Raw genomic sequence first — 17,055 nt, forward strand, 5'->3', positions numbered from 1 at the left:
GGTGGGGAGCGCGAGCCCCCCACCCAGGTTTCCCGGGGAGAGACGGGAAGAGCGTTAGTCCTGGACGACGTTCTCTATGAAACCGGGAACGACGTCGCGATCCGAGAGCGGCGCGGACCACACCCTGCTGTTGGCGCGCTGATCGTTCGGCACCAGCGCATTGCTGTCGTCGGCGGCGGTGTTGGCCGGAGCCGAGCCGAAAACGCCGTTGAGAGCCGTCTGCGTTTCCGCCGAGGTCAACCACGCTGCAAAAAGGAGCGCCGCGGCCTTGCGGGGGGCGTTCTTTGGGATCGCGATGACGTTGCCGCCACCGTTCATGCCCCATTCGGGAATATAGAACTCGATGTGGTCACCCACCTCGTTCTTGCGGATGAGGCCGAACAGCATGTCTTCCCATGCCGGTACGATGAGGAACTCGCCCGAGTTGAGGCGGGTCAGGCTATCGGCATTGGAGGCGGTGATGCCGAACTTGTCCTCGCGGGAATTGAACCAGTCATAGACCGAAACGAGGTCGGGCACCTCGTCGACGACGCTGTCGGGCGTAATGCCGAGGACGTTGCGCGCGACGTTGTGGATGAAGGAAGGACCCGAGCCGCCATTCTCGTAGTTGAAGCCGAGCTGGTAGGGGTTGGCCTCGATCCAGGCTTCGAGGTCGGCTAGCGTCTGCGGCAGCGTTTCCGGATCGACGCGGTTGGCGTCATAAGCCATGCCGGTCTGGTTGCCCCAGTATTTCACCCCATAGCCCTGCCAGTTGACGCCCTCGGCCTCGTCTGACAGCCGGTCGGCCTCCGGCAGCAGAGGAAGGATCGGCCCGAGGAAAACCGCTTCGACGTCGATGCGGTTGCCGGCCTGGCCGCCGAGCGCGATGATGTCGATGTCACCCGTCTCGCGGCCCGCTTCCGCCAGCACCTTGTTCAGCGCATCGTCGCCTGAGCTGACGTCGGGGATATTGACGATGATGCCGTATTGCTCCTCGAAGGGTTTGACCGCCTGGCGGAACTCGGGCTGGAAGTACCAGACGTACCAGGTCAGTTCGCCTTCGGCCTTGGCCTCGTCGACGATCTCGTCCCAGCTCATTTCTGTTAGATCGTAGGCGATGGCCGGCCCGGCCATCAGGGCACAGGCGAGCGTTGTCGTCATCAGTTTGCGCAGCATGATTGCTCCTCCGTCGTTGCGCATCAGGGTCAGCCCTTGCCGGAAATTCCTGCCGGATTGGCCGATTGCAGGAGCCGTTCCAGGATCAGCATCAGGATGACGTTGGGAACGACCAGGATCAGGGCGACAACGGCCGCGTTGGGGCGGATGAAGTTATAGCCGAGATAGGAATAGAGAATTGTCGGGATCGTGGTGAAATCGGGTGACCCGACGACGAACGCGAGCGCGAACTCCTCGATCGAGAGGATGAAGACGATGAGGAAGGCCGCGAATATCCCGGGCTTGAGGACGGGCAGGTAAGCCACCCGGAACACCGAGATGGGTGATGCACCGAGGTCGCGCGCGGCGTTGACGACATCCTGGCGCACCAGCGAGAACGAAACCGACAGGATCCGCACAGCGTAGGGCAAGAGCATCACCACATGGCCGACGAGGATCGCCGGATAGCGCGCGAAAAAGCCCATCGAGAACAACAGCGAAGCAAAGAAGATCGCCGTCACGAAGCCGGGCATGATCAGCGGAACGAGCACCAGCGTCTGCCAGACGGCCTTGCCCTTGAACTCGAGGCGGCCGAACGCGTAGGCCGTCGGCATGGCGAGAAGCACCGCCCCGACCCCTGCCATGGGCGCCAAGCTATAGGAATTGAACATGGCGATCGGCAGCGAGGTGCTGTCCCACATCAGGGACCAGCGCTCGAACGAGAGCTTGGGCGGCAGGATGTCGGGATAGCTCCAGGCCTGGCTCGGGTCGACCAGCGACCAGAGCAGAGCCATGCCGAACGGCACCGCCAGCCACACGGTCATGACGGCGATCAGCAGGCCCGAGAGGATTGTGTTGAAAGGCGATTTCCTCATGCCAGCCTCCCCAGGGTGCGGGTGATGAGCTGGACGAGGGCCGTCAGTCCGATGGCGCCGAACAGCGAGAGCGCCATCAGCATCACCGCCACGACCGCGGCGCCGTTCCAGTCGCCTTCGCTTCCCTGCAGCGAAGCCATGTAGCTGGCCATCGAGTTGACCGAGGGCGGACCGGCCACCGTCTGGAAGCTGAAGTCGCCCGCCGCTCCGATGAAGATCAGCACCAGCGCAGCCTGCATGGCCTTGGTGGTGAGCGGCAGGATGATCTTGCGAAACCGGGCGAACTTGCCCGCCCCCAGATCCTGGGCGGCGTTGAGCACGGGATCGGGAATGGCCTGCACCGCCCCCGAAAGTAGGAGGAATGCGAAGGGCATCTGCTTCCAGACCTGCAGGCCGATTATGGCAAAGCCGTTTGAATCGTTCTGCATGCGGCGCGGCTCAGCCCAGACCCCGGCCCAGACGAGGAACTCGTTGACGAAGCCGTGGTAGGAAATGACATTGACGAGCAGGAACGCCGCCACCAGCCCCGGCACCAGCAACGGCGCCTTGAGCATGGCCGAGAGGATCAGGGATCCCCTGAACGGTTTGCGCAGCCAGAGGGCAATCGGATAGGCGAGCGCGACGGCGATCACCGCCGACGAGGCCGCGATATAGGCCGACCATTGGAAGGCGCGCCAGAAGCGTTTTGTGGTCAGCACGTCCTGCCAGTGCGCGAGGGACAGCCCGTCGCTGGTGCCGGAAAAATCATAGAGCCCGAACGCCTGTGCGACCGCGCGATAGAGCACGGCGCCCATGAAGGCGAGCACCAGGCCGACCCCGGGCGCAAGTAGCAGGCCGATGCGGATGGCGTTACGCATTGGCGCTTGCCTCGAGCGCGATGACCCCCTCGGGCGGGACGCTGAATTGCAGCGTGTCGCCGATCGAGACGTTGAGCTCACCCGGGACCTGCAGCCTGACGGTTTCGGGCCCGGCGGAGACGAACACATCGACATGTGCGCCCTGGAACGCCACCGCCTTGACCGTGCCCGAAAGATCTCCGCCGAGGCGCGCAGCCTCGGGGCGCCAGCAGATCTCAACGTCCTCGCCGTCCTCGTGGCAGCAGTGCAGCACGCCTAACGGCGTCGACATGGCGCCACCGCAGAGCTTTCCCCGATGCAAATTGGCGGCACCGATGAAGTCGGCGACAAAGCGCGTGCGCGGACGGAAATAGATGTCGCGTGGCGCGCCCTTCTGCTCGATGACGCCCTTGTTCATCAGGCACACCATGTCCGAGAGGGCCAGAGCCTCGGCCTGGTCATGCGTCACATAGATGGCGGTGAAGCCGACGTCGCGCTGCAAGGCGCGGATTTCGTTACGCACCTGGTCACGCAGCTTCGCGTCGAGGTTGGAGAGCGGCTCATCGAAGAGAACGAGGCCCGGCGCGACAGCTAGCGCTCGCGCCAGGGCGACCCGCTGCTGCTGACCACCCGACAGCGCGTTGGGGAGCTTCCCGGCGTGATCGACCAGACCCAATTGCCGCACGAGACCATCGACCCGGCGGACGGTTTCATCCCGGGCGACCCGCTTCTGGCGCGGTCCGAAGGCGATGTTGTCGGCAACGCTGAGGTGCGGGAACAGCGCGTAGGACTGAAAGCACATGGCCGAATCGCGCGCTTCCGGTGGAAGCGCGGTGATGTCCTTGCCATCGACGGCAAGGCGCCCGCGGCTCGGCTGCAGAAATCCTGCGATGACATTGAGAAGTGTTGTCTTGCCGCAACCCGAGGGACCCAAGAGGGTCACGAAGGAACCCGACTCCGCGGTCAGGTCGACGCCCCGCAAGGCCTCGAAAGTCCCGAACCGCACGGCAATGTCTTCTGCCACTAACCTGGCCATGTCCCCTCCCCGATCCGCTGGACGCTACGGTATTCCGCATCCGCACTTGATTATTACATTTAACGTGTAATATTTATGACAGCAATGAAAAAATGCGTCGAGCGGTATAAGCAGGCGTCAGGGAGGCCCAGTGCGCGGTAACGAAATGCCGGATAAACCTCGGACGCGGCGGGATTTTTCGAATAATGAGCGGCTGCTCCTCGACATCGTGCGAAGGCAGCAGCCCATTGCCCGCGCCGCGGTCACCGGCCTGACGGACCTCACGCAGCAGTCCGTGCATCGCCTACTGGAAGGCCTGATCGGGGACGGGCTCGTCCAGTCGGAACGGGCAAAGCCTATCGGGCGCGGCAAGCCAAGCCCGCATCTGTCGCTCGCCGCCGGTGCCGTCCATGCCGTCGGCGTTTCGATCAACACTGACTCCATGATCATCAACCTGGTCGACTTCAACTGCCGGACGGTCGTTGAAAAGCGGCTGCGCGGGCCCCTCTCGGACCGCAAGGCCGGGATTGTGAAGCTGCGGGCAACGCTCGACGAGATGATCGCCGAAAGCGGCGTCGACCGGCGCTCGCTCTGCGGGCTTGGCCTCTCGATGGCCGGCTTCTTCGTCGATGGCGAGCGGGCGATGAACGCGCCCGAGCCCCTCCAGGACTGGTCGCTGGTGCCGCTCGAGCCCGAGTTCAGGGCCGCCTTCGAGCTGCCGGTCTATGTCGAGAACAATGCCACGGCCGGCGCCATCGGCGAGAGCCTCAGCGGCGTCGGCCGCTGGTATGAAACCTTTGCCTATCTCTCCTTCAACTACGGCTTCGGCGGCGGCGTCATCATCGATGGCAGGCCGTATCTCGGGCGGCACGGCAATGCCGGTGAGTTTTCCGGCATCTATACCCAAGACGAATCCACGAAGCGCCCGGCTCTGCGGTCCCTCATCGAGATCCTCGACGCGCGCGGCGTCGCCGTCGAAGGCGTCGCGGATCTGCGCGAAAGATTCGATCCCAGTTGGCCTGGTGTCGCCGAGTGGATCGAGATGGTCAGCCCGCAGCTCGATCGCATGGTCAACACCGTGTCAGCAGTCCTCGATCCAGAGGCGATCGTCTTCGGCGGCGAATTACCCGCAGCGCTAGGCGAACTGCTGATCGCCAGCGCGCGCTTCGAAGGCGAGCACCGCTACGGCGTCGGCATGCCGCGCCCCAAGCTCATCATGGGACAATCGCCAGGCGATCCCGCAGCCACCGGCGCGGCTCTGCTACCGCTCAAATATCTCTATTTCCGCTGATCCGCAGCAAAACAGGAGCGCCCCTTGTCCTTTTCCCAACCTTTCCTGCTGCAGCGTCGCCTCGCTGCCGAAGCAGTCCTCCGAGAGGCCGGCAAGCGCGCGCAGCAGCGTTTCGTCAGCCGCGCCTTCGAGATCGAGGAAAAGGGCATCCAGGATTTCGTCAGCGAAGTCGACCGGCAAACGGAAGCCTTCATCCGCGAGAGCCTGACCACCCTCTTTCCCGACGACACGGTGCTCGGGGAGGAAAACGGCGGCACGGTCGGGAACCGCGCCTGGATTGTCGATCCCATCGACGGAACCACCAACTTCGTTCGCGGCATCCCGTTCTGGTGCCTGTCCGCCGGCCTGGTGATCGATGGCGTACCGGCGGTGGGCGTCATCTACGACCCATGCCGGGACGAGATGTTCTGCGCCCACAAGGGAGGCGGCACCATGCTCAACGGCATGGCCGTGCGGACCAGTTCCACCAGCGATCCGACGCGGGCCATTCTCTCGGTCGGCTTCAACTTCAAGGCGCCCGTCGAGCGCCACCTCAGTGTGCTTGCCGGGCTCTTCGCCGCAGGCGCCGTCTATCGCATGCCCGGCGCCGGCGCCCTCGCCCTCGCCCATGTCGCGGCCGGAAGGTTCGACGGGTTCTGGGAAGCCTTCATCCATCCCTGGGACGTCGCGGCGGGCCTCGTCCTCGTCACGGAGGCCGGAGGCATCGTCAGCGACTACCCCCTCAATGACGGCCTGCACACCGGCAGCCCGATCCTGGCCTCGACACCCGGCATGGCAGAGTTCTTCACCGCGCTGACGTGCGGTGCGGTAGAGGGTGGTTGACGTCGGGACGCGGCCTCAGGGCTTTGTCCATTCCATGATGTGGAAGTACGGTAACCTGCGATAGCGCTCGGCCTGCGCCGGATCGCCGCCGGTGGGGGCGGGTTCGTCGAAGTGAACGAGTTGCAGTCCTGTCGCGAGCAGCAATTGGAGATATGTCCGCAAAGGCCGGTGCCAGTTTCGGATCGAAATCCCGCGCCAGCTGAACCACTCGGACCGTTCGGTGAGATAGTTGTCGATGACGAAATATCGTGTTCCATCCTCGCGCGTCTCCCATCCCCCTGCAGTATTGAAGCTGTTGAGGTTGGCGATCAGCAGTGAGCCGCCCGGCTTCAACACGCGCGCCATTTCCGTGATGGCAACCTCGATTCCATCAATGTCGATCAGGGTCAGATAGCTGACCACAAGATCGAACGTTCGAGCTTCGAACGGCAGCTCTTCCGCCAGCGCATTGAGATAGCGGCCGGTTGGATCGCGAGCGAGTGCGGTTTCCCGCAGGGTGCGCGTCGGTTCGATGCCCGTCGCATCGATTCCCTCGGCCTTCAGAAGCCGGCAGAAACGGCCTTCGCCGCATCCGACATCAAGCGCGCTCTCGAACCCCCGCCCGCTTGTGCGTTCCAGCATCGGCCGATCAAGCACGTATCGACGGCCGTAGTCGCCAAGGTCGCCCATGTCGGCAATCCAGGCCGAGGCGGACGCCTCCCACCCATTGTCCTCCGCACCCATGGCTTTCGATGCCTCCTCGGTTTGGTTGCCCTTGGATAGGGCGCCCTGCAATCGCGCGCTAGCCACCGAGGTATGTGAACGGACAGAAACCGCCAATCCCGGGTCATCCCGCTTTCGAAAGCGGGGATCTCCATCGGCAGAGCGGCAAGGGAAACGGGGGATCAACCTTCGTCAGTAGTAACCCCCTGGTTGGAGGAATCTTCGTCTCTGTCCTCAGCTCTCTCAGGTCATCTGGCGCCGGCCCCTTCGAGCTCGGTGACCGCATCGGCCGTGACCGCGGCAAAGCTTCTTTGCATGAGGTTCTGCGTTTCGGTCCCCGACAGCACTTCGGGGAATGACAGGTAGAATTTGGTCTTGGCCTCGATGCCGTTGACCGGGCGCCAGACGAGGCCAGGGGTCTTCTGGCAAACGATCGAGGCCATCAGGGCGTTGTTGAAGGAGAGGGCATTGAGCATCTCCGTCATGCGGATAGAAAAGCTGGCGAACGGCGATTGCAGGGCGTTCCGGCAGTTGAGCCGGTTGCGGCTGAACAGGTCCCGGTAATACTGGAAATAGGGGTCCCGGCGCGACGGCCAGATGACGTCGTGGCCGTTGATCTGGCTGAGCTCGAGGCGCTCAAAGCTCGCCAGTGGATGGTCAGCATGCATCACGCACACCTGCGGCACTTCGCACTGGAGAATGTTGACGATGTTCGCATGCTCGAGCGGCCTGGTGTGGAAGGCAAAGTCTACGTGTCCCTCCGCGACGGCATTGGTCATTTCATCGACCGGATGCGAGACGACCGAATAATTGCCCTTGGGGTGCTGCCGATGCACTTCGGCCAGCAGCAACGGCAGGATCTCGTTCATGAACGAGACCGTTGCCGAGATGCGGATGTGGGATAAAAGCTTGTCGGTGCGCGGCTTTAAATGCATCTCGATGCGGTCGATCAGCGCCAGTAGGTCGCGCGCATCGTCGTTCAGCGCCTCGGCCCGCTGCGTCGGAAAGATCGCACCATTCCGGCGCACGAAGAGCGATACCCCGACTGACTTTTCGAGATTACTGATCAGCTGGCTGACCGCAGGCTGCGACATGTTGAGCTGACGGGCGGCAGCTGAGATCGAGCCGGTGAGGATGACCGCCGAGAACGCCTCGATATATTTGAGCCGCCTGATATTGCGCGGCGGGGTTTGGCTCATCTTTTCTCCCTTACAGATGTCGCCAACCTATCCACCATCGCCGGCAACTCAAGCACAACGATCCGTTACCGCGCTCCCTCGAGCGCGATACGCGGCATCGCCGCCAGCAGTTCGCGCGTATAGGTCTCGCGCGGGTAGGTGAGCACCTGATCGGCCCTGCCCTCCTCGACCAGGCGTCCGGCGCGCATGACGATCACGCGGTCGCACATCTGGCGTACCACGGCCAGGTCGTGGCTGACGAAGACCAGTGTCAGTCCCAGCGTCTCCTGCAGCTCCTTCATCAGGTTGAGGATCTCGGCCTGCACGGTCACGTCGAGCGCTGAGGTCGGCTCGTCGCAAAAGATCAGTTCCGGCCGGAAGGCCAACGCCCGCGCGATACCGATGCGCTGGCGCTCGCCGCCGGAAAAGGCATGCGGCATCCTGCCTGCTGCCTGGCGCGGCAACCCCACGACCTCGAGCAGGTCCTCGGCCAGGACCTTGGCGTGCGCGCGGCTAATAAGCCCCTGGGCGACGATGCCATAGGTGATGTTGGTCCCCGCGCTCATCCTGGGATTGAGCGATGAATACGGGTCCTGGAAGATGCACTGCAACGACCGCGACAGCGCGATGCGGTCACGGCGGCTGCGCATGTCGGCGATCGGGCGTCCCTGGAACGCGATCCCGGCGCCCGCGTCTGGCTCGATGAGACCCAGGATGGCCCGGCCGATCGTCGACTTGCCCGAACCCGACTCCCCGACGATCCCCAGCGTTTCGCCGGCAAAGACCTCGAAACCGACATCATCGAGGGCCCGAAAACCCCCCGATGCCGCGCGCCGGCCGCGCGTGTCGAATGTCTTGGAGAGGCCATTGACCGTAAGGAGTGCTTCCCCGCCCCGCGCCGCCGCGATACCGGATTTGAGGAACGCGATCCCGCGTCGCCTGCCGGGTGTGTTGGCAAAGGAATCGAGGACATCGAACCGGTCGCGCTTCAGATCGACGCTGGGAATGGCCGCCATCAAATCCTTGGTATAGCGCTCGCGCGGAGCGCCAATCACCTGAGCCGTGCTGCCGTGCTCGACGAGCCGGCCGCGGCAGAGGACGCTGACTTCATCGCACATCTGGAACACCACCCCCATGTCATGGGTGATGAGGACGATGGCGATCTGCTGTTCGCAGGCGAGCCGCTTGAGCGTTGCGAGCACCGCCTTCTGCACGGTCACGTCGAGGGCGGTGGTCGGCTCGTCGGCGATGATCAGGTCGGGCTGCGCGGCAATGGCGATGGCAAAGACGATGCGCTGGCAAAGGCCGCCCGATAGCTGGTGCGGGTATTTGGAAAGGCGCTCCTCGGCATGGCTGACCTCGGCGCTCTTCAACAGCTCGAGGGCATAGGTCCGCGCCGCCTCGCCACGCCGGGCCGTGTTGGCTTCGATGGCCTCGATCATTTGCTCGCCGATCGAGAGCACGGGATTCAATGCCGTCATCGGGTTCTGGTAGATATAGCCGATGCGCTTGCCCCTGATGGCGGCGAATTCACCTTCGGAAAAACGCGTGATAACGGTGCCATCGAGCGTGATGGTTCCGCTGGTGATGCGGGCATTCTCGCCTAAGAGGCCGAGGATCGCCTTGCCGATCGTCGATTTTCCCGCCCCGCTCTGCCCGACGATGCCCGCGATGCGCCCGCGCTCGAGGCGCAGCGAAAAATCCGAAATCGCCTCAGCGCTTCGCCCGTCGCCGAGCATATAGGCGATGCTGAGATTTTCGATCGCAAGCAGCGGGGCCATCAGGCTTTCACCTGCAGATAGGGGTTGGCGTGGTCGCGCAGCCGGTCGGCGACGACGTTGATCGACAGGACCATCATGACCAGGACGAGGCCGGGCGCGACGCTGATCCACCAGCGTCCCGAGAGCAGATAGTCGTTGCCGTTGGCGATCAGGAGGCCCAGCGACGGCTCGGTGATCGGCACGCCGACGCCGAGGAACGACAACGTCGCCTCGGCAACGATCGCGCCGGAAATGGCCATCGGCGTGATGACGAGGACGGGCGAGATCGCGTTGGGCAGGAGGAAATGGAACATGATACGCAACTGCCCGATACCGGCGAGGCGCGCGGCCGCGATATAATCCTTCTTCATTTCGGACAAGCCCACCGCGCGCACCAGCCGGGCGTTCTGCGCCCAGATGCCGATGGCGAGCGCGAGGATAACCTTGTCGGCGCCCGAGCCGAACACCACCAGCAGCAACAGGGCGAGGAGCACGCCCGGAAAGCTGAGGGTGAGATCGACCGCGCGCATGATCACAGCATCGATCCAGCCGCCGCGCATCACCGCAACGAGCCCGAGGACAACGCCCACCGCAACGCCGGCGCTAACGGCAACGAGGGCAACAAAGAGCGACGTGCGCATGCCATACATCACCGCCGAAAGAATATCGCGGCCGACCGCATCGGTGCCGAGCACGCTGATGGTGCCATCCATCAGCGTCGACACCGGCGGCAACAGGCCGTCCATGATGTCGAGCCGGCTCTGGTCGAACGGGTTCTGGGGCGCCAGCACTGGCGCGAGCAGCGCGATGAGGCTGAAGAACACGATGCCGAAAAGCCCGGCGATCGCTGCGGGATAGCCACCGAACACCGCGCGGAACCCTTCCAGACGCCCGATGGGCGGTTCTGAGATCATCTCGCTCATGCGTAGCGTATCCTCGGGTCGAGCACTGCATAGAGGATGTCGGCGACAAGGTTGATGAGGACGAACATCAGCGTGATGAGGATCATATAGGCAACGACCACCGGCCGGTCGGAGCGATAGATGGAATCGAGCAGGAGCTTGCCGATCCCCGGCCAGGAGAACACGGTCTCGGTGACGGTCGAAAACGCGATCAGCGTGCCGAGCTCGAGGCCGGTGATGGTGACGATCGGAATGAGGATGTTGCGCAAGAGGTGCCGGCCGATGAGGCGCGGGCGTGCAATGCCCTTGGCGCGCGCGAACATCATGTAGTCCTGGTACATCACTTCCTGGGTTCCCGACCGGGCGAGCCGGGTCTGCATGCAGATCAGCGCGACTGAGAGATTGGCCGCCGGCAGGATCACGTAGCGGAACCCCTCGGCGTTGAGGATAGACCAGCCGATGCCGAACAGTTCGGTCGTCGGCCCCCGGCCCGAGGCCGGCAGCACACGCAGCCACACCGCAAAGATCAGGATGAAGAGCAGCGCCTGCCAGAAATTGGGGATCGAATAGCCGACGGTGGTGCCCAGGCTAATGATCTTGGTCGGAACCTTCCTGCGGTTGAGCCCCGAATAGATGCCGAGCGGGATGCCGACAAGGAGGCCGACGACCACGGCGAGCAGCACCACTTCCAGCGTTGCCGGCAGGCGCTCGAGGATCAGCGGAAGCACCGGACGGCCATAGACGAACGAGGTGCCGAAATCGCCGCGCGCGATATTGCCGAGAAAGGTCAGGTACTGGATGGGCAGCGGCTGATCGAGCCCGAACGAGCGGGCAAGAGCTTCCCGATCCGCGTCGGTCGCATCCTCGCCGGCCATCACCGCGACCGGGTCGCTGATCACATACATGCCGGCAAAGACGATCACCGACATGATGATGAGGAGGATGAGGCTCTGACCGAGGCGGCGCAGGATAAAGTTGGTCATGGTTTTAGCTGTCCGCGCGCATCACCCATGGCCGATCGGCCATGGGTCAGCTTGGTTAGCCATTCCAGGGTATTGGCTCTTGAGTACACTACAGCCCCGGAGTCGTCCCCGCGAAAGCGGGGACCTCTGTTGGCAGAGCGGCAAGGGAAACGGAGGTTCCCGCTTTCGCGGGAATGACCCCGTGGATGTTGGAGCTCTAGCGTTTTCAAGGGGCCCATGCTGAGATACCGCCCGAGCCGCGAGGTGTATGAACGATGCACCTGCTCCCCTCCTCCCCCTTGAGGCCCACCGCCGGAGCCGACCACGGGCCTGTTCGGTGACCTTCTTACTTCGAGGTCACCATCGTTGCCATGGTCCGCCCTTCCGCGCCGCCGGTGAGCTCGAGGTCGGCGCGATGCGCCCAGAGTTCGTGGTTATAAAAGAGCGGAATGCCGGGCAGGTCAGCGACCGCCTGTTCCATCGCCTCTGCCAAATACTCTTCGGCGCGTTCCGGATCGACCTCAACCGCCCAGGCACGGATTGCCTCCTCGAAGGCGGGGTTGTTGTAGTTCGAATAGTTGGCCGAGCCGAGGCCGAGGTCAGGGTCCTTCTGGGCGAAGGCGCCTGAGACCAGCTGGGCGGCCCCCTGCGGATGTCCCCAGCCATAGATGAAGACACCGAGCTCCCCTTCGGTGCGGCGGGTCTGGAACACCGACCACGGCTCGCTACGCAGCGTCACGTCGAGACCGAGGCGCGTCCAGTACTGGGTGATCGCCTGCCCCACCAGCTGGCCGTTGGTATAGCGGTCGGCCGGGACGGAGAGTTCGAGTGCGAAGCCGTCGGCATAACCGGCCTCGGCCAGCAGCGCCCGCGCCGCCTCGGCATCGGTTTCGAGTTCGGGCATCTCGGGGGCCCCGGCCATGTAGCGCGGCGCGAACTGGTTTGCGACGGTGGCGTTGCCGGCAAAGAGCCTCTGCGTAATCGCCTCGCGATCGATGGCCATCGACAGCGCCTGGCGGACCCTCACATCGGCGAGCGGGCTCGACCCATCCGGCGCCGAGACGCCGCCGGCGCCGTCCGCGCTCGTGTCGAGAACGACGAAGATCGTCTGCAGGCCGGGCACGCCGCTATAGGTGAAGGCCTCCTCGCGGCCGATGACCTCGAGGTCTTCCGCGCTCGGCTGCTCGACGATGTCGTAGTCGCCCGCCAGGAGCCCGGCGATGCGCGCCCCGTTGTTGGGGACGGAGCGAATCTCGACCCGGTCCCATTCGGGCGGCTCGCCCCAATAGGTCTCGTTGCGGACAAGATCGGCGTCTCCGGTCGCCTGGAAGCTCTCATAGACATAGGGACCGGTGCCGATCGCGGCATCGCCGTTATCGAAATCGGCCTGCGTCGGATAGGAGGCGACGATCCCGCAATCGCCCTCGCGATCGAAGGCAATCTCCCCTTCGATCCCCGCCGCGTCGGCCGAAAGGACCTTCATGAATTTGAGCTTCTGCGTGATGATGGGATAGGGCGCGGTGGTCTCGAAGCGGACGGTATGATCGTCGACCGCAACGACGTCCGTCACCGGACCGAGCGAAGAGGTCACCACATTGGCGCGCCCGTCGACCCGGTACATCATGCGGCACATGCTGTAGACGACGTCGCGCGCGGTAAAGGGGGCGCCATTGGAGAAGGTCACACCCTCGCGCAGTTCGAAGACGATCGAGGTCGGGCTTTCCCAGGTCCAGCCGGTCGAAAGCAGTGGAGAGTCGTCGAGCCCGACCAGCATTTCGAAGACGTGCTCGGCCAGAGCCCCGGTGTGGGTATCGCTATAAGGATAAGGATCGGCGCTGACCGGCGCCGTCGAGTAGGCCATCCGCAAAGCCTGCGCCTCCGCGCCGCCGGCGACCAGCGGGCTGACGGACAGCAAAAGTGCGGCAAGAAGTGATCTACGCATCGGTGTTCCCCATTTCTTTTCGATGTTCCCCCTCGCTGGCGGGCGCGCGGCCAGCCATGCGATCCGTTATGAACTGCTTGAATTCGGCGAGGACGTCCGAGCAGTCGCGCCGGACTGCCTCGAAACGGTCGGTCTTGAGGCGCGTTTCCTCGTCCATATAAAGGTCGCGCCGCAGTTCGATCTGGACGAGATGCTGGTCGATCTCCGGCCATCCATAGCGCAGCGTGATCTCGCCGCCGGCGAACCGCCGGTTGAGGCCGACTTCATAGCCGCGCCTCGCGAAAGCCTCGACCAGCTTTTCGGCGATTTCGGGGGCGCAGGATTCCCCATACCGTGTGCCGATGTCGATCTGCGGCCGCGCCCGTCCGCCCCGGGCGGTGGTATCGAATTGCATCATCGAATGGCAATCGATGACATAGGCGCACCCGAACCTGCGGCGCGCCGTTTCGATCATGGAAGTCAGCGCCTGATGATAGAGAACGTAGCAGGTGGCAAGCCGCCGCTTGGCTTCCGCGCGCCCGAGCTTTCGGTCGTAGATGTCGACCTCCTTGGCCTTGGACCAGAACAGCGTCGTTCCGTCTGCCAGCGCCGTCGGCTGCAGGCGGCCATACCAGAGTGCCGGGTCTTCGAGCATGGTCTCGTCGATATCATGCTGGTGGCGATTGACGTCGATATAGGCCCGCGGGAAGTTGGCCTTGATGGTGCTGAGCTTCAATTCGTCGGCATGGGAAAAGAGCTCATCGACATATTTGTCCGATGGATAGTCGATGACGTTGAACGGCAGGCTCTGCGCATAGCCGAAATCAATAGGATAACGGTCGCCGCTATGAGGAAAAGACAGCAGGAGCGGAACCGCGGCATCGGAAACCCACTTCACCGTCACCGCGGTATCGGTCGCGGCGTCCTCGATCAGCGCGGCGTCCAGCTTCACTTTGTTCGGCTCCGTGTCGTCCCGCCTCTGAGGGCGTTGCGAGCAAAACTAGCGGGTCCGTGTCGGTGCAAAAACGTTATTGAACGAGCCGTTGAGTCCATAAGGCAGGATTATAGCCATACGGCTCCATCTTGGAGATTTGCGACGGTGACCCATTGCCAATGCTGATGGGTCGTTTCGATCGCTCAATATCGTGGACCGCGTCCCCGCCGCGTCCTAGACAAGGCAGGCCCTCGAATGAAACCGCTGTGACGATGCAACATGCCCTGATCGCCATTTCCGTTGGTCCGGCCACCGACCCCCTGCCTTACGTTCGTGCCATCGAACGCGTCGGATGCACGGGCGAGGTATTCGTGCCGGGTCCGCAACGACCGGTGCTCTCCCCGAACATTGCAGGCATCATGTTCTGCGGCGGTGCGGCAGTGCACCCCTCCCGCTTCGGTCAGGACCTCGACCCGAATATCAAGAAGGCCGTCGACGAACCGCGCGACGAGATGGAATGGGACCTGATGGGTCAGGCTCTGGCGCGCGACCTGCCCATCCTGGGCATCTGCCGGGGTTTCCAGATGATCAACGTCTATTTCGGGGGCACGCTCACCCAGAATCTCGCCGCGGGCCAGTGGAAGGATGTCCATCGCCCCGACGCGCCCCGCAATACCATGGCGCACACGGTTCATGCGCGCAGCGGCCAGTTGCAGGCCGTTTTCGGCAAGGATCCGTTCGAGGTCAACAGCATCCATCGCCAGGGCATAAACGTCCTCGGTCACGGCCTTAAGGCCACGGTCTTTACGCAAGACGGCCTCATCGAAGGATACGAGAGCGGCGCCCGCAATATCCTCGCCGTCCAATGGCATCCGGAAGAGCTCATCGACCACCCAGCCCAACGGAGCCTCTTCGAACTGCTGGCTGCCCGCGCCATGGCAAGCGGCCCGATGGAGATCCCGCACCAGCCGCAGGGTGTGTAACGGGGCAGGAAAATATCACCAACCGGGAAGCCGACTTACTCTCTCCGAGACACCCCTTGTTGAGGCTCCACAGCCAGAGCGCCTGTGACAGCCGACATCCAGCGTTCAGGCCCGCATGCGCGGCCAGAAGAATCCAGTGCGCCGCCGATATTCCTCGTACTGGCCCGCGAGTGGCGAGTTGGAGAACTTGCGCTCTTCGCCGCGGGCGGCGTGCGTATAGATGGCGAGGATGACGGCGAGGAACGGCAGCGTCCAGGGCGTCCAGACAGCGATGGCCCAGCCGACCCAGAAGACGAGGTAGGAGGTATAGAAGGGGTGGCGCAGGTATTTGTAGGGCCCGCTCGTGACCAGGCTGTCGGGATTTTCCGCGTCGAACGCCAGGCGGAGGCGCGCTTCGCGCGAGGCAAAGATCGCCGCCCAGAAGAGAGCGAGCCCGGCGAGCTGCACCAGGAATCCCGCCAGCACCGCCGGCAGTGGCTGTACCAGCGCCCATTGCAGATAAAGAAACGCAAACGTGGTGATCACCACCACGACTGAGATCAAGATCGTTCCGCCAGGCAACCTCCGGGAGGAAAAATGCGCCCTCAACGACCAAGAGTACTGGCTGACCACAGCCACGCCGACAATCGAAATCACCAAATCGAAAAAGAACTGCACCGTCGTATGCTCCCCCAGGCTGGTTCAAACCAGCTTTTTGACCGTAAGACCGCGCTACAACCTTGGCAAGCTGGTGCGGACGACAGTCCACGCTAGAACTCGCCAGCGCACGATTGCATCGTAGCGAGCAAACTTTGATTCACCATCCCTGTAGACGTGATGTGGAGATTCTGTGGGCCAAGATGTTCTTCGTTTGACAACAGAGCATATTGGTCCTGGCAATGTCTCCAACGTATCGCGTGATCGCGACCCGGCACGGCGCTGTCAGTGTGGCAGACACCGGCGGTAGCGGTTTCCCCCTGCTCATGCTGCATGGCTCGTCCAACTGCAAGGAAGTGTTCCTGCCGCAACTGGAAAGCCCGCTGGCCGAACGCTACCGGCTGATCGCCCTCGACCTGCTGGGTCACGGTCAGTCGGCCAATGCCGAGTATCCCGGACCGGCCTATACGCTTACCGGCTTTGCCGAAAGCGCCGCGGACGTGGTCGCCGCGCTCGGCGTCAAGCGCATGGCTGTCTTCGGCTGGTCGCTGGGCGGCCACATCGCCATCGAGATGCTGGCTCGCCAGCCGATCATCGCGGGGCTCATGCTGACCGGCACACCGCCGATCGCACCCGGCCCCCTCGGCATGCTACGCGGCTTCCAGGCGCATTGGGACATGCTGCTCGCGTCCAAGGAGCACTTCACCGAGCGCGACGTGGCGCGGTTCCATCACCTGTGCTTCGGCGACCACGGCAGTACCGAGATGCTGGGGGCGATCGCACGCGCGGACGGACGGGTGCGCGCGATAGCGGTCAACGGCATGATGCGCGGCGACGGCGCCGACCAGAAGCGCACGGTGGAAACGGCCGAAGTGCCTATCGCCATGGTCAATGGCGAGCACGAGCCGATCGTGCGGCTCGGCTATATTGACGGGCTCGACTACCAGACCCTCTGGGACGGACGCTGCCACGTGATCGCGGGCGCCGCCCACGCGCCCTTCCTCGAGCGGCCGGAAGTGTTCAACGCCCTGCTCAACCGCTTCATCGCCAACGCCGAAAGCTACCGGCAGCCCGTGCCCATAGTCCTTCCGCGCTCGGCATAGC

The 17,055-nt window shown here is 63.6% G+C and carries 16 protein-coding genes; 4 read left to right on the plus strand and 12 right to left on the minus strand.

Features of this window, described 5'->3' with window-relative positions:
* Positions 1 to 54 precede the first annotated feature (54 nt).
* Genes QQK18_RS00745 through QQK18_RS00760 form a run of 4 tightly spaced genes read right to left on the minus strand, consistent with a single transcriptional unit; the run spans position 55 to position 3,881 of the window.
* Entirely contained in the window at positions 55 to 1,155 is a 1,101-nt protein-coding gene (locus QQK18_RS00745) for an extracellular solute-binding protein (protein WP_284338362.1), read from the minus strand.
* A 29-nt stretch (positions 1,156 to 1,184) separates the two neighbouring features.
* Positions 1,185 to 2,009 carry an ABC transporter permease gene (locus tag QQK18_RS00750; RefSeq protein ID WP_284338363.1) on the minus strand — a complete coding sequence of 275 codons (825 nt, stop codon included), beginning with the start codon at positions 2,007 to 2,009 and terminating at the stop codon, positions 1,185 to 1,187.
* Positions 2,006 to 2,866, minus strand: coding sequence for an ABC transporter permease (locus tag QQK18_RS00755; RefSeq protein WP_284338364.1), 861 nt, complete (start codon positions 2,864 to 2,866; stop codon positions 2,006 to 2,008). The genes QQK18_RS00750 and QQK18_RS00755 overlap by 4 nt, the downstream gene beginning before the upstream one ends.
* Complete coding sequence (locus tag QQK18_RS00760; protein WP_284338365.1) at positions 2,859 to 3,881, minus strand: ABC transporter ATP-binding protein; 1,023 nt, start codon at positions 3,879 to 3,881, stop codon at positions 2,859 to 2,861. Before QQK18_RS00760 ends, QQK18_RS00755 begins: the two co-directional genes overlap by 8 nt.
* 145 nt (positions 3,882 to 4,026) lie before the next feature.
* Between QQK18_RS00760 and QQK18_RS00765 the strand changes: the two genes are divergently transcribed.
* On the plus strand, positions 4,027 to 5,151 hold the full coding sequence (locus QQK18_RS00765; RefSeq protein WP_284338366.1) for an ROK family protein: 1,125 nt from the start codon (positions 4,027 to 4,029) through the stop codon (positions 5,149 to 5,151).
* 24 nt (positions 5,152 to 5,175) lie between these two features.
* Entirely contained in the window at positions 5,176 to 5,973 is a 798-nt protein-coding gene (locus QQK18_RS00770) for an inositol monophosphatase family protein (protein ID WP_284338367.1), read from the plus strand.
* Between the two features lie 15 nt (positions 5,974 to 5,988).
* On the opposite strand, the gene QQK18_RS00775 is transcribed toward QQK18_RS00770, so the two are convergent.
* The 7 genes from QQK18_RS00775 to QQK18_RS00805 form a co-directional block, all read right to left on the minus strand.
* Positions 5,989 to 6,696 carry a class I SAM-dependent methyltransferase gene (locus QQK18_RS00775; RefSeq protein WP_284338368.1) on the minus strand — a complete coding sequence of 236 codons (708 nt, stop codon included), beginning with the start codon at positions 6,694 to 6,696 and terminating at the stop codon, positions 5,989 to 5,991.
* A gap of 227 nt (positions 6,697 to 6,923) precedes the next feature.
* A complete protein-coding gene (locus QQK18_RS00780; RefSeq protein WP_284338369.1) occupies positions 6,924 to 7,874 on the minus strand; it encodes a LysR family transcriptional regulator in 951 nt (316 codons plus the stop codon).
* 65 nt (positions 7,875 to 7,939) lie between these two features.
* Positions 7,940 to 9,634: a dipeptide ABC transporter ATP-binding protein gene (locus tag QQK18_RS00785; protein ID WP_284338370.1), complete on the minus strand. Its 1,695-nt coding sequence runs from the start codon at positions 9,632 to 9,634 to the stop codon at positions 7,940 to 7,942.
* On the minus strand, positions 9,634 to 10,536 hold the full coding sequence (locus QQK18_RS00790; protein ID WP_284338371.1) for an ABC transporter permease: 903 nt from the start codon (positions 10,534 to 10,536) through the stop codon (positions 9,634 to 9,636). Before QQK18_RS00790 ends, QQK18_RS00785 begins: the two co-directional genes overlap by 1 nt.
* The gene (locus QQK18_RS00795; RefSeq protein ID WP_284338372.1) at positions 10,533 to 11,498 is read right to left on the minus strand and encodes an ABC transporter permease; all 966 of its coding nucleotides are present in this window, start codon (positions 11,496 to 11,498) and stop codon (positions 10,533 to 10,535) included. The genes QQK18_RS00790 and QQK18_RS00795 overlap by 4 nt, the downstream gene beginning before the upstream one ends.
* A gap of 325 nt (positions 11,499 to 11,823) precedes the next feature.
* Positions 11,824 to 13,419 carry an ABC transporter substrate-binding protein gene (locus QQK18_RS00800; RefSeq protein WP_284338373.1) on the minus strand — a complete coding sequence of 532 codons (1,596 nt, stop codon included), beginning with the start codon at positions 13,417 to 13,419 and terminating at the stop codon, positions 11,824 to 11,826.
* Positions 13,412 to 14,350: an N-formylglutamate amidohydrolase gene (locus tag QQK18_RS00805; RefSeq protein ID WP_284338374.1), complete on the minus strand. Its 939-nt coding sequence runs from the start codon at positions 14,348 to 14,350 to the stop codon at positions 13,412 to 13,414. Before QQK18_RS00805 ends, QQK18_RS00800 begins: the two co-directional genes overlap by 8 nt.
* Before the next feature lie 254 nt (positions 14,351 to 14,604).
* On the opposite strand from QQK18_RS00805, the gene QQK18_RS00810 reads away from it, so the two are divergent.
* Positions 14,605 to 15,315 carry a gamma-glutamyl-gamma-aminobutyrate hydrolase family protein gene (locus QQK18_RS00810; protein WP_284338733.1) on the plus strand — a complete coding sequence of 237 codons (711 nt, stop codon included), beginning with the start codon at positions 14,605 to 14,607 and terminating at the stop codon, positions 15,313 to 15,315.
* 105 nt (positions 15,316 to 15,420) lie between these two features.
* On the opposite strand, the gene QQK18_RS00815 is transcribed toward QQK18_RS00810, so the two are convergent.
* A complete protein-coding gene (locus QQK18_RS00815) occupies positions 15,421 to 15,858 on the minus strand; it encodes a methyltransferase family protein (RefSeq protein ID WP_284338375.1) in 438 nt (145 codons plus the stop codon).
* Positions 15,859 to 16,193: 335 nt separating this feature from the next.
* On the opposite strand from QQK18_RS00815, the gene QQK18_RS00820 reads away from it, so the two are divergent.
* Positions 16,194 to 17,054, plus strand: a complete 861-nt coding sequence (locus QQK18_RS00820) for an alpha/beta fold hydrolase (protein ID WP_284338376.1) — start codon at positions 16,194 to 16,196, stop codon at positions 17,052 to 17,054.
* The last annotated feature ends 1 nt before the right edge of the window (position 17,055 follow it).

Source organism: Devosia nitrariae (assembly GCF_030160115.1).
GTDB lineage: Bacteria > Pseudomonadota > Alphaproteobacteria > Rhizobiales > Devosiaceae > Devosia > Devosia nitrariae.

Coding starts and splice junctions, on each gene's coding strand:
- QQK18_RS00790 (WP_284338371.1), bottom strand. CDS start 10,536: ATGAGCGAGATGATCTCAGAACCGCCCATCGGGCGTCTGGAAGGGTTC.
- QQK18_RS00775 (WP_284338368.1), bottom strand. CDS start 6,696: ATGGGTGCGGAGGACAATGGGTGGGAGGCGTCCGCCTCGGCCTGGATT.
- QQK18_RS00750 (WP_284338363.1), bottom strand. CDS start 2,009: ATGAGGAAATCGCCTTTCAACACAATCCTCTCGGGCCTGCTGATCGCC.
- QQK18_RS00800 (WP_284338373.1), bottom strand. CDS start 13,419: ATGCGTAGATCACTTCTTGCCGCACTTTTGCTGTCCGTCAGCCCGCTG.
- QQK18_RS00765 (WP_284338366.1), top strand. CDS start 4,027: ATGCCGGATAAACCTCGGACGCGGCGGGATTTTTCGAATAATGAGCGG.
- QQK18_RS00780 (WP_284338369.1), bottom strand. CDS start 7,874: ATGAGCCAAACCCCGCCGCGCAATATCAGGCGGCTCAAATATATCGAG.
- QQK18_RS00745 (WP_284338362.1), bottom strand. CDS start 1,155: ATGCTGCGCAAACTGATGACGACAACGCTCGCCTGTGCCCTGATGGCC.
- QQK18_RS00820 (WP_284338376.1), top strand. CDS start 16,194: ATGTCTCCAACGTATCGCGTGATCGCGACCCGGCACGGCGCTGTCAGT.
- QQK18_RS00795 (WP_284338372.1), bottom strand. CDS start 11,498: ATGACCAACTTTATCCTGCGCCGCCTCGGTCAGAGCCTCATCCTCCTC.
- QQK18_RS00755 (WP_284338364.1), bottom strand. CDS start 2,866: ATGCGTAACGCCATCCGCATCGGCCTGCTACTTGCGCCCGGGGTCGGC.
- QQK18_RS00785 (WP_284338370.1), bottom strand. CDS start 9,634: ATGGCCCCGCTGCTTGCGATCGAAAATCTCAGCATCGCCTATATGCTC.
- QQK18_RS00810 (WP_284338733.1), top strand. CDS start 14,605: ATGCAACATGCCCTGATCGCCATTTCCGTTGGTCCGGCCACCGACCCC.
- QQK18_RS00760 (WP_284338365.1), bottom strand. CDS start 3,881: ATGGCCAGGTTAGTGGCAGAAGACATTGCCGTGCGGTTCGGGACTTTC.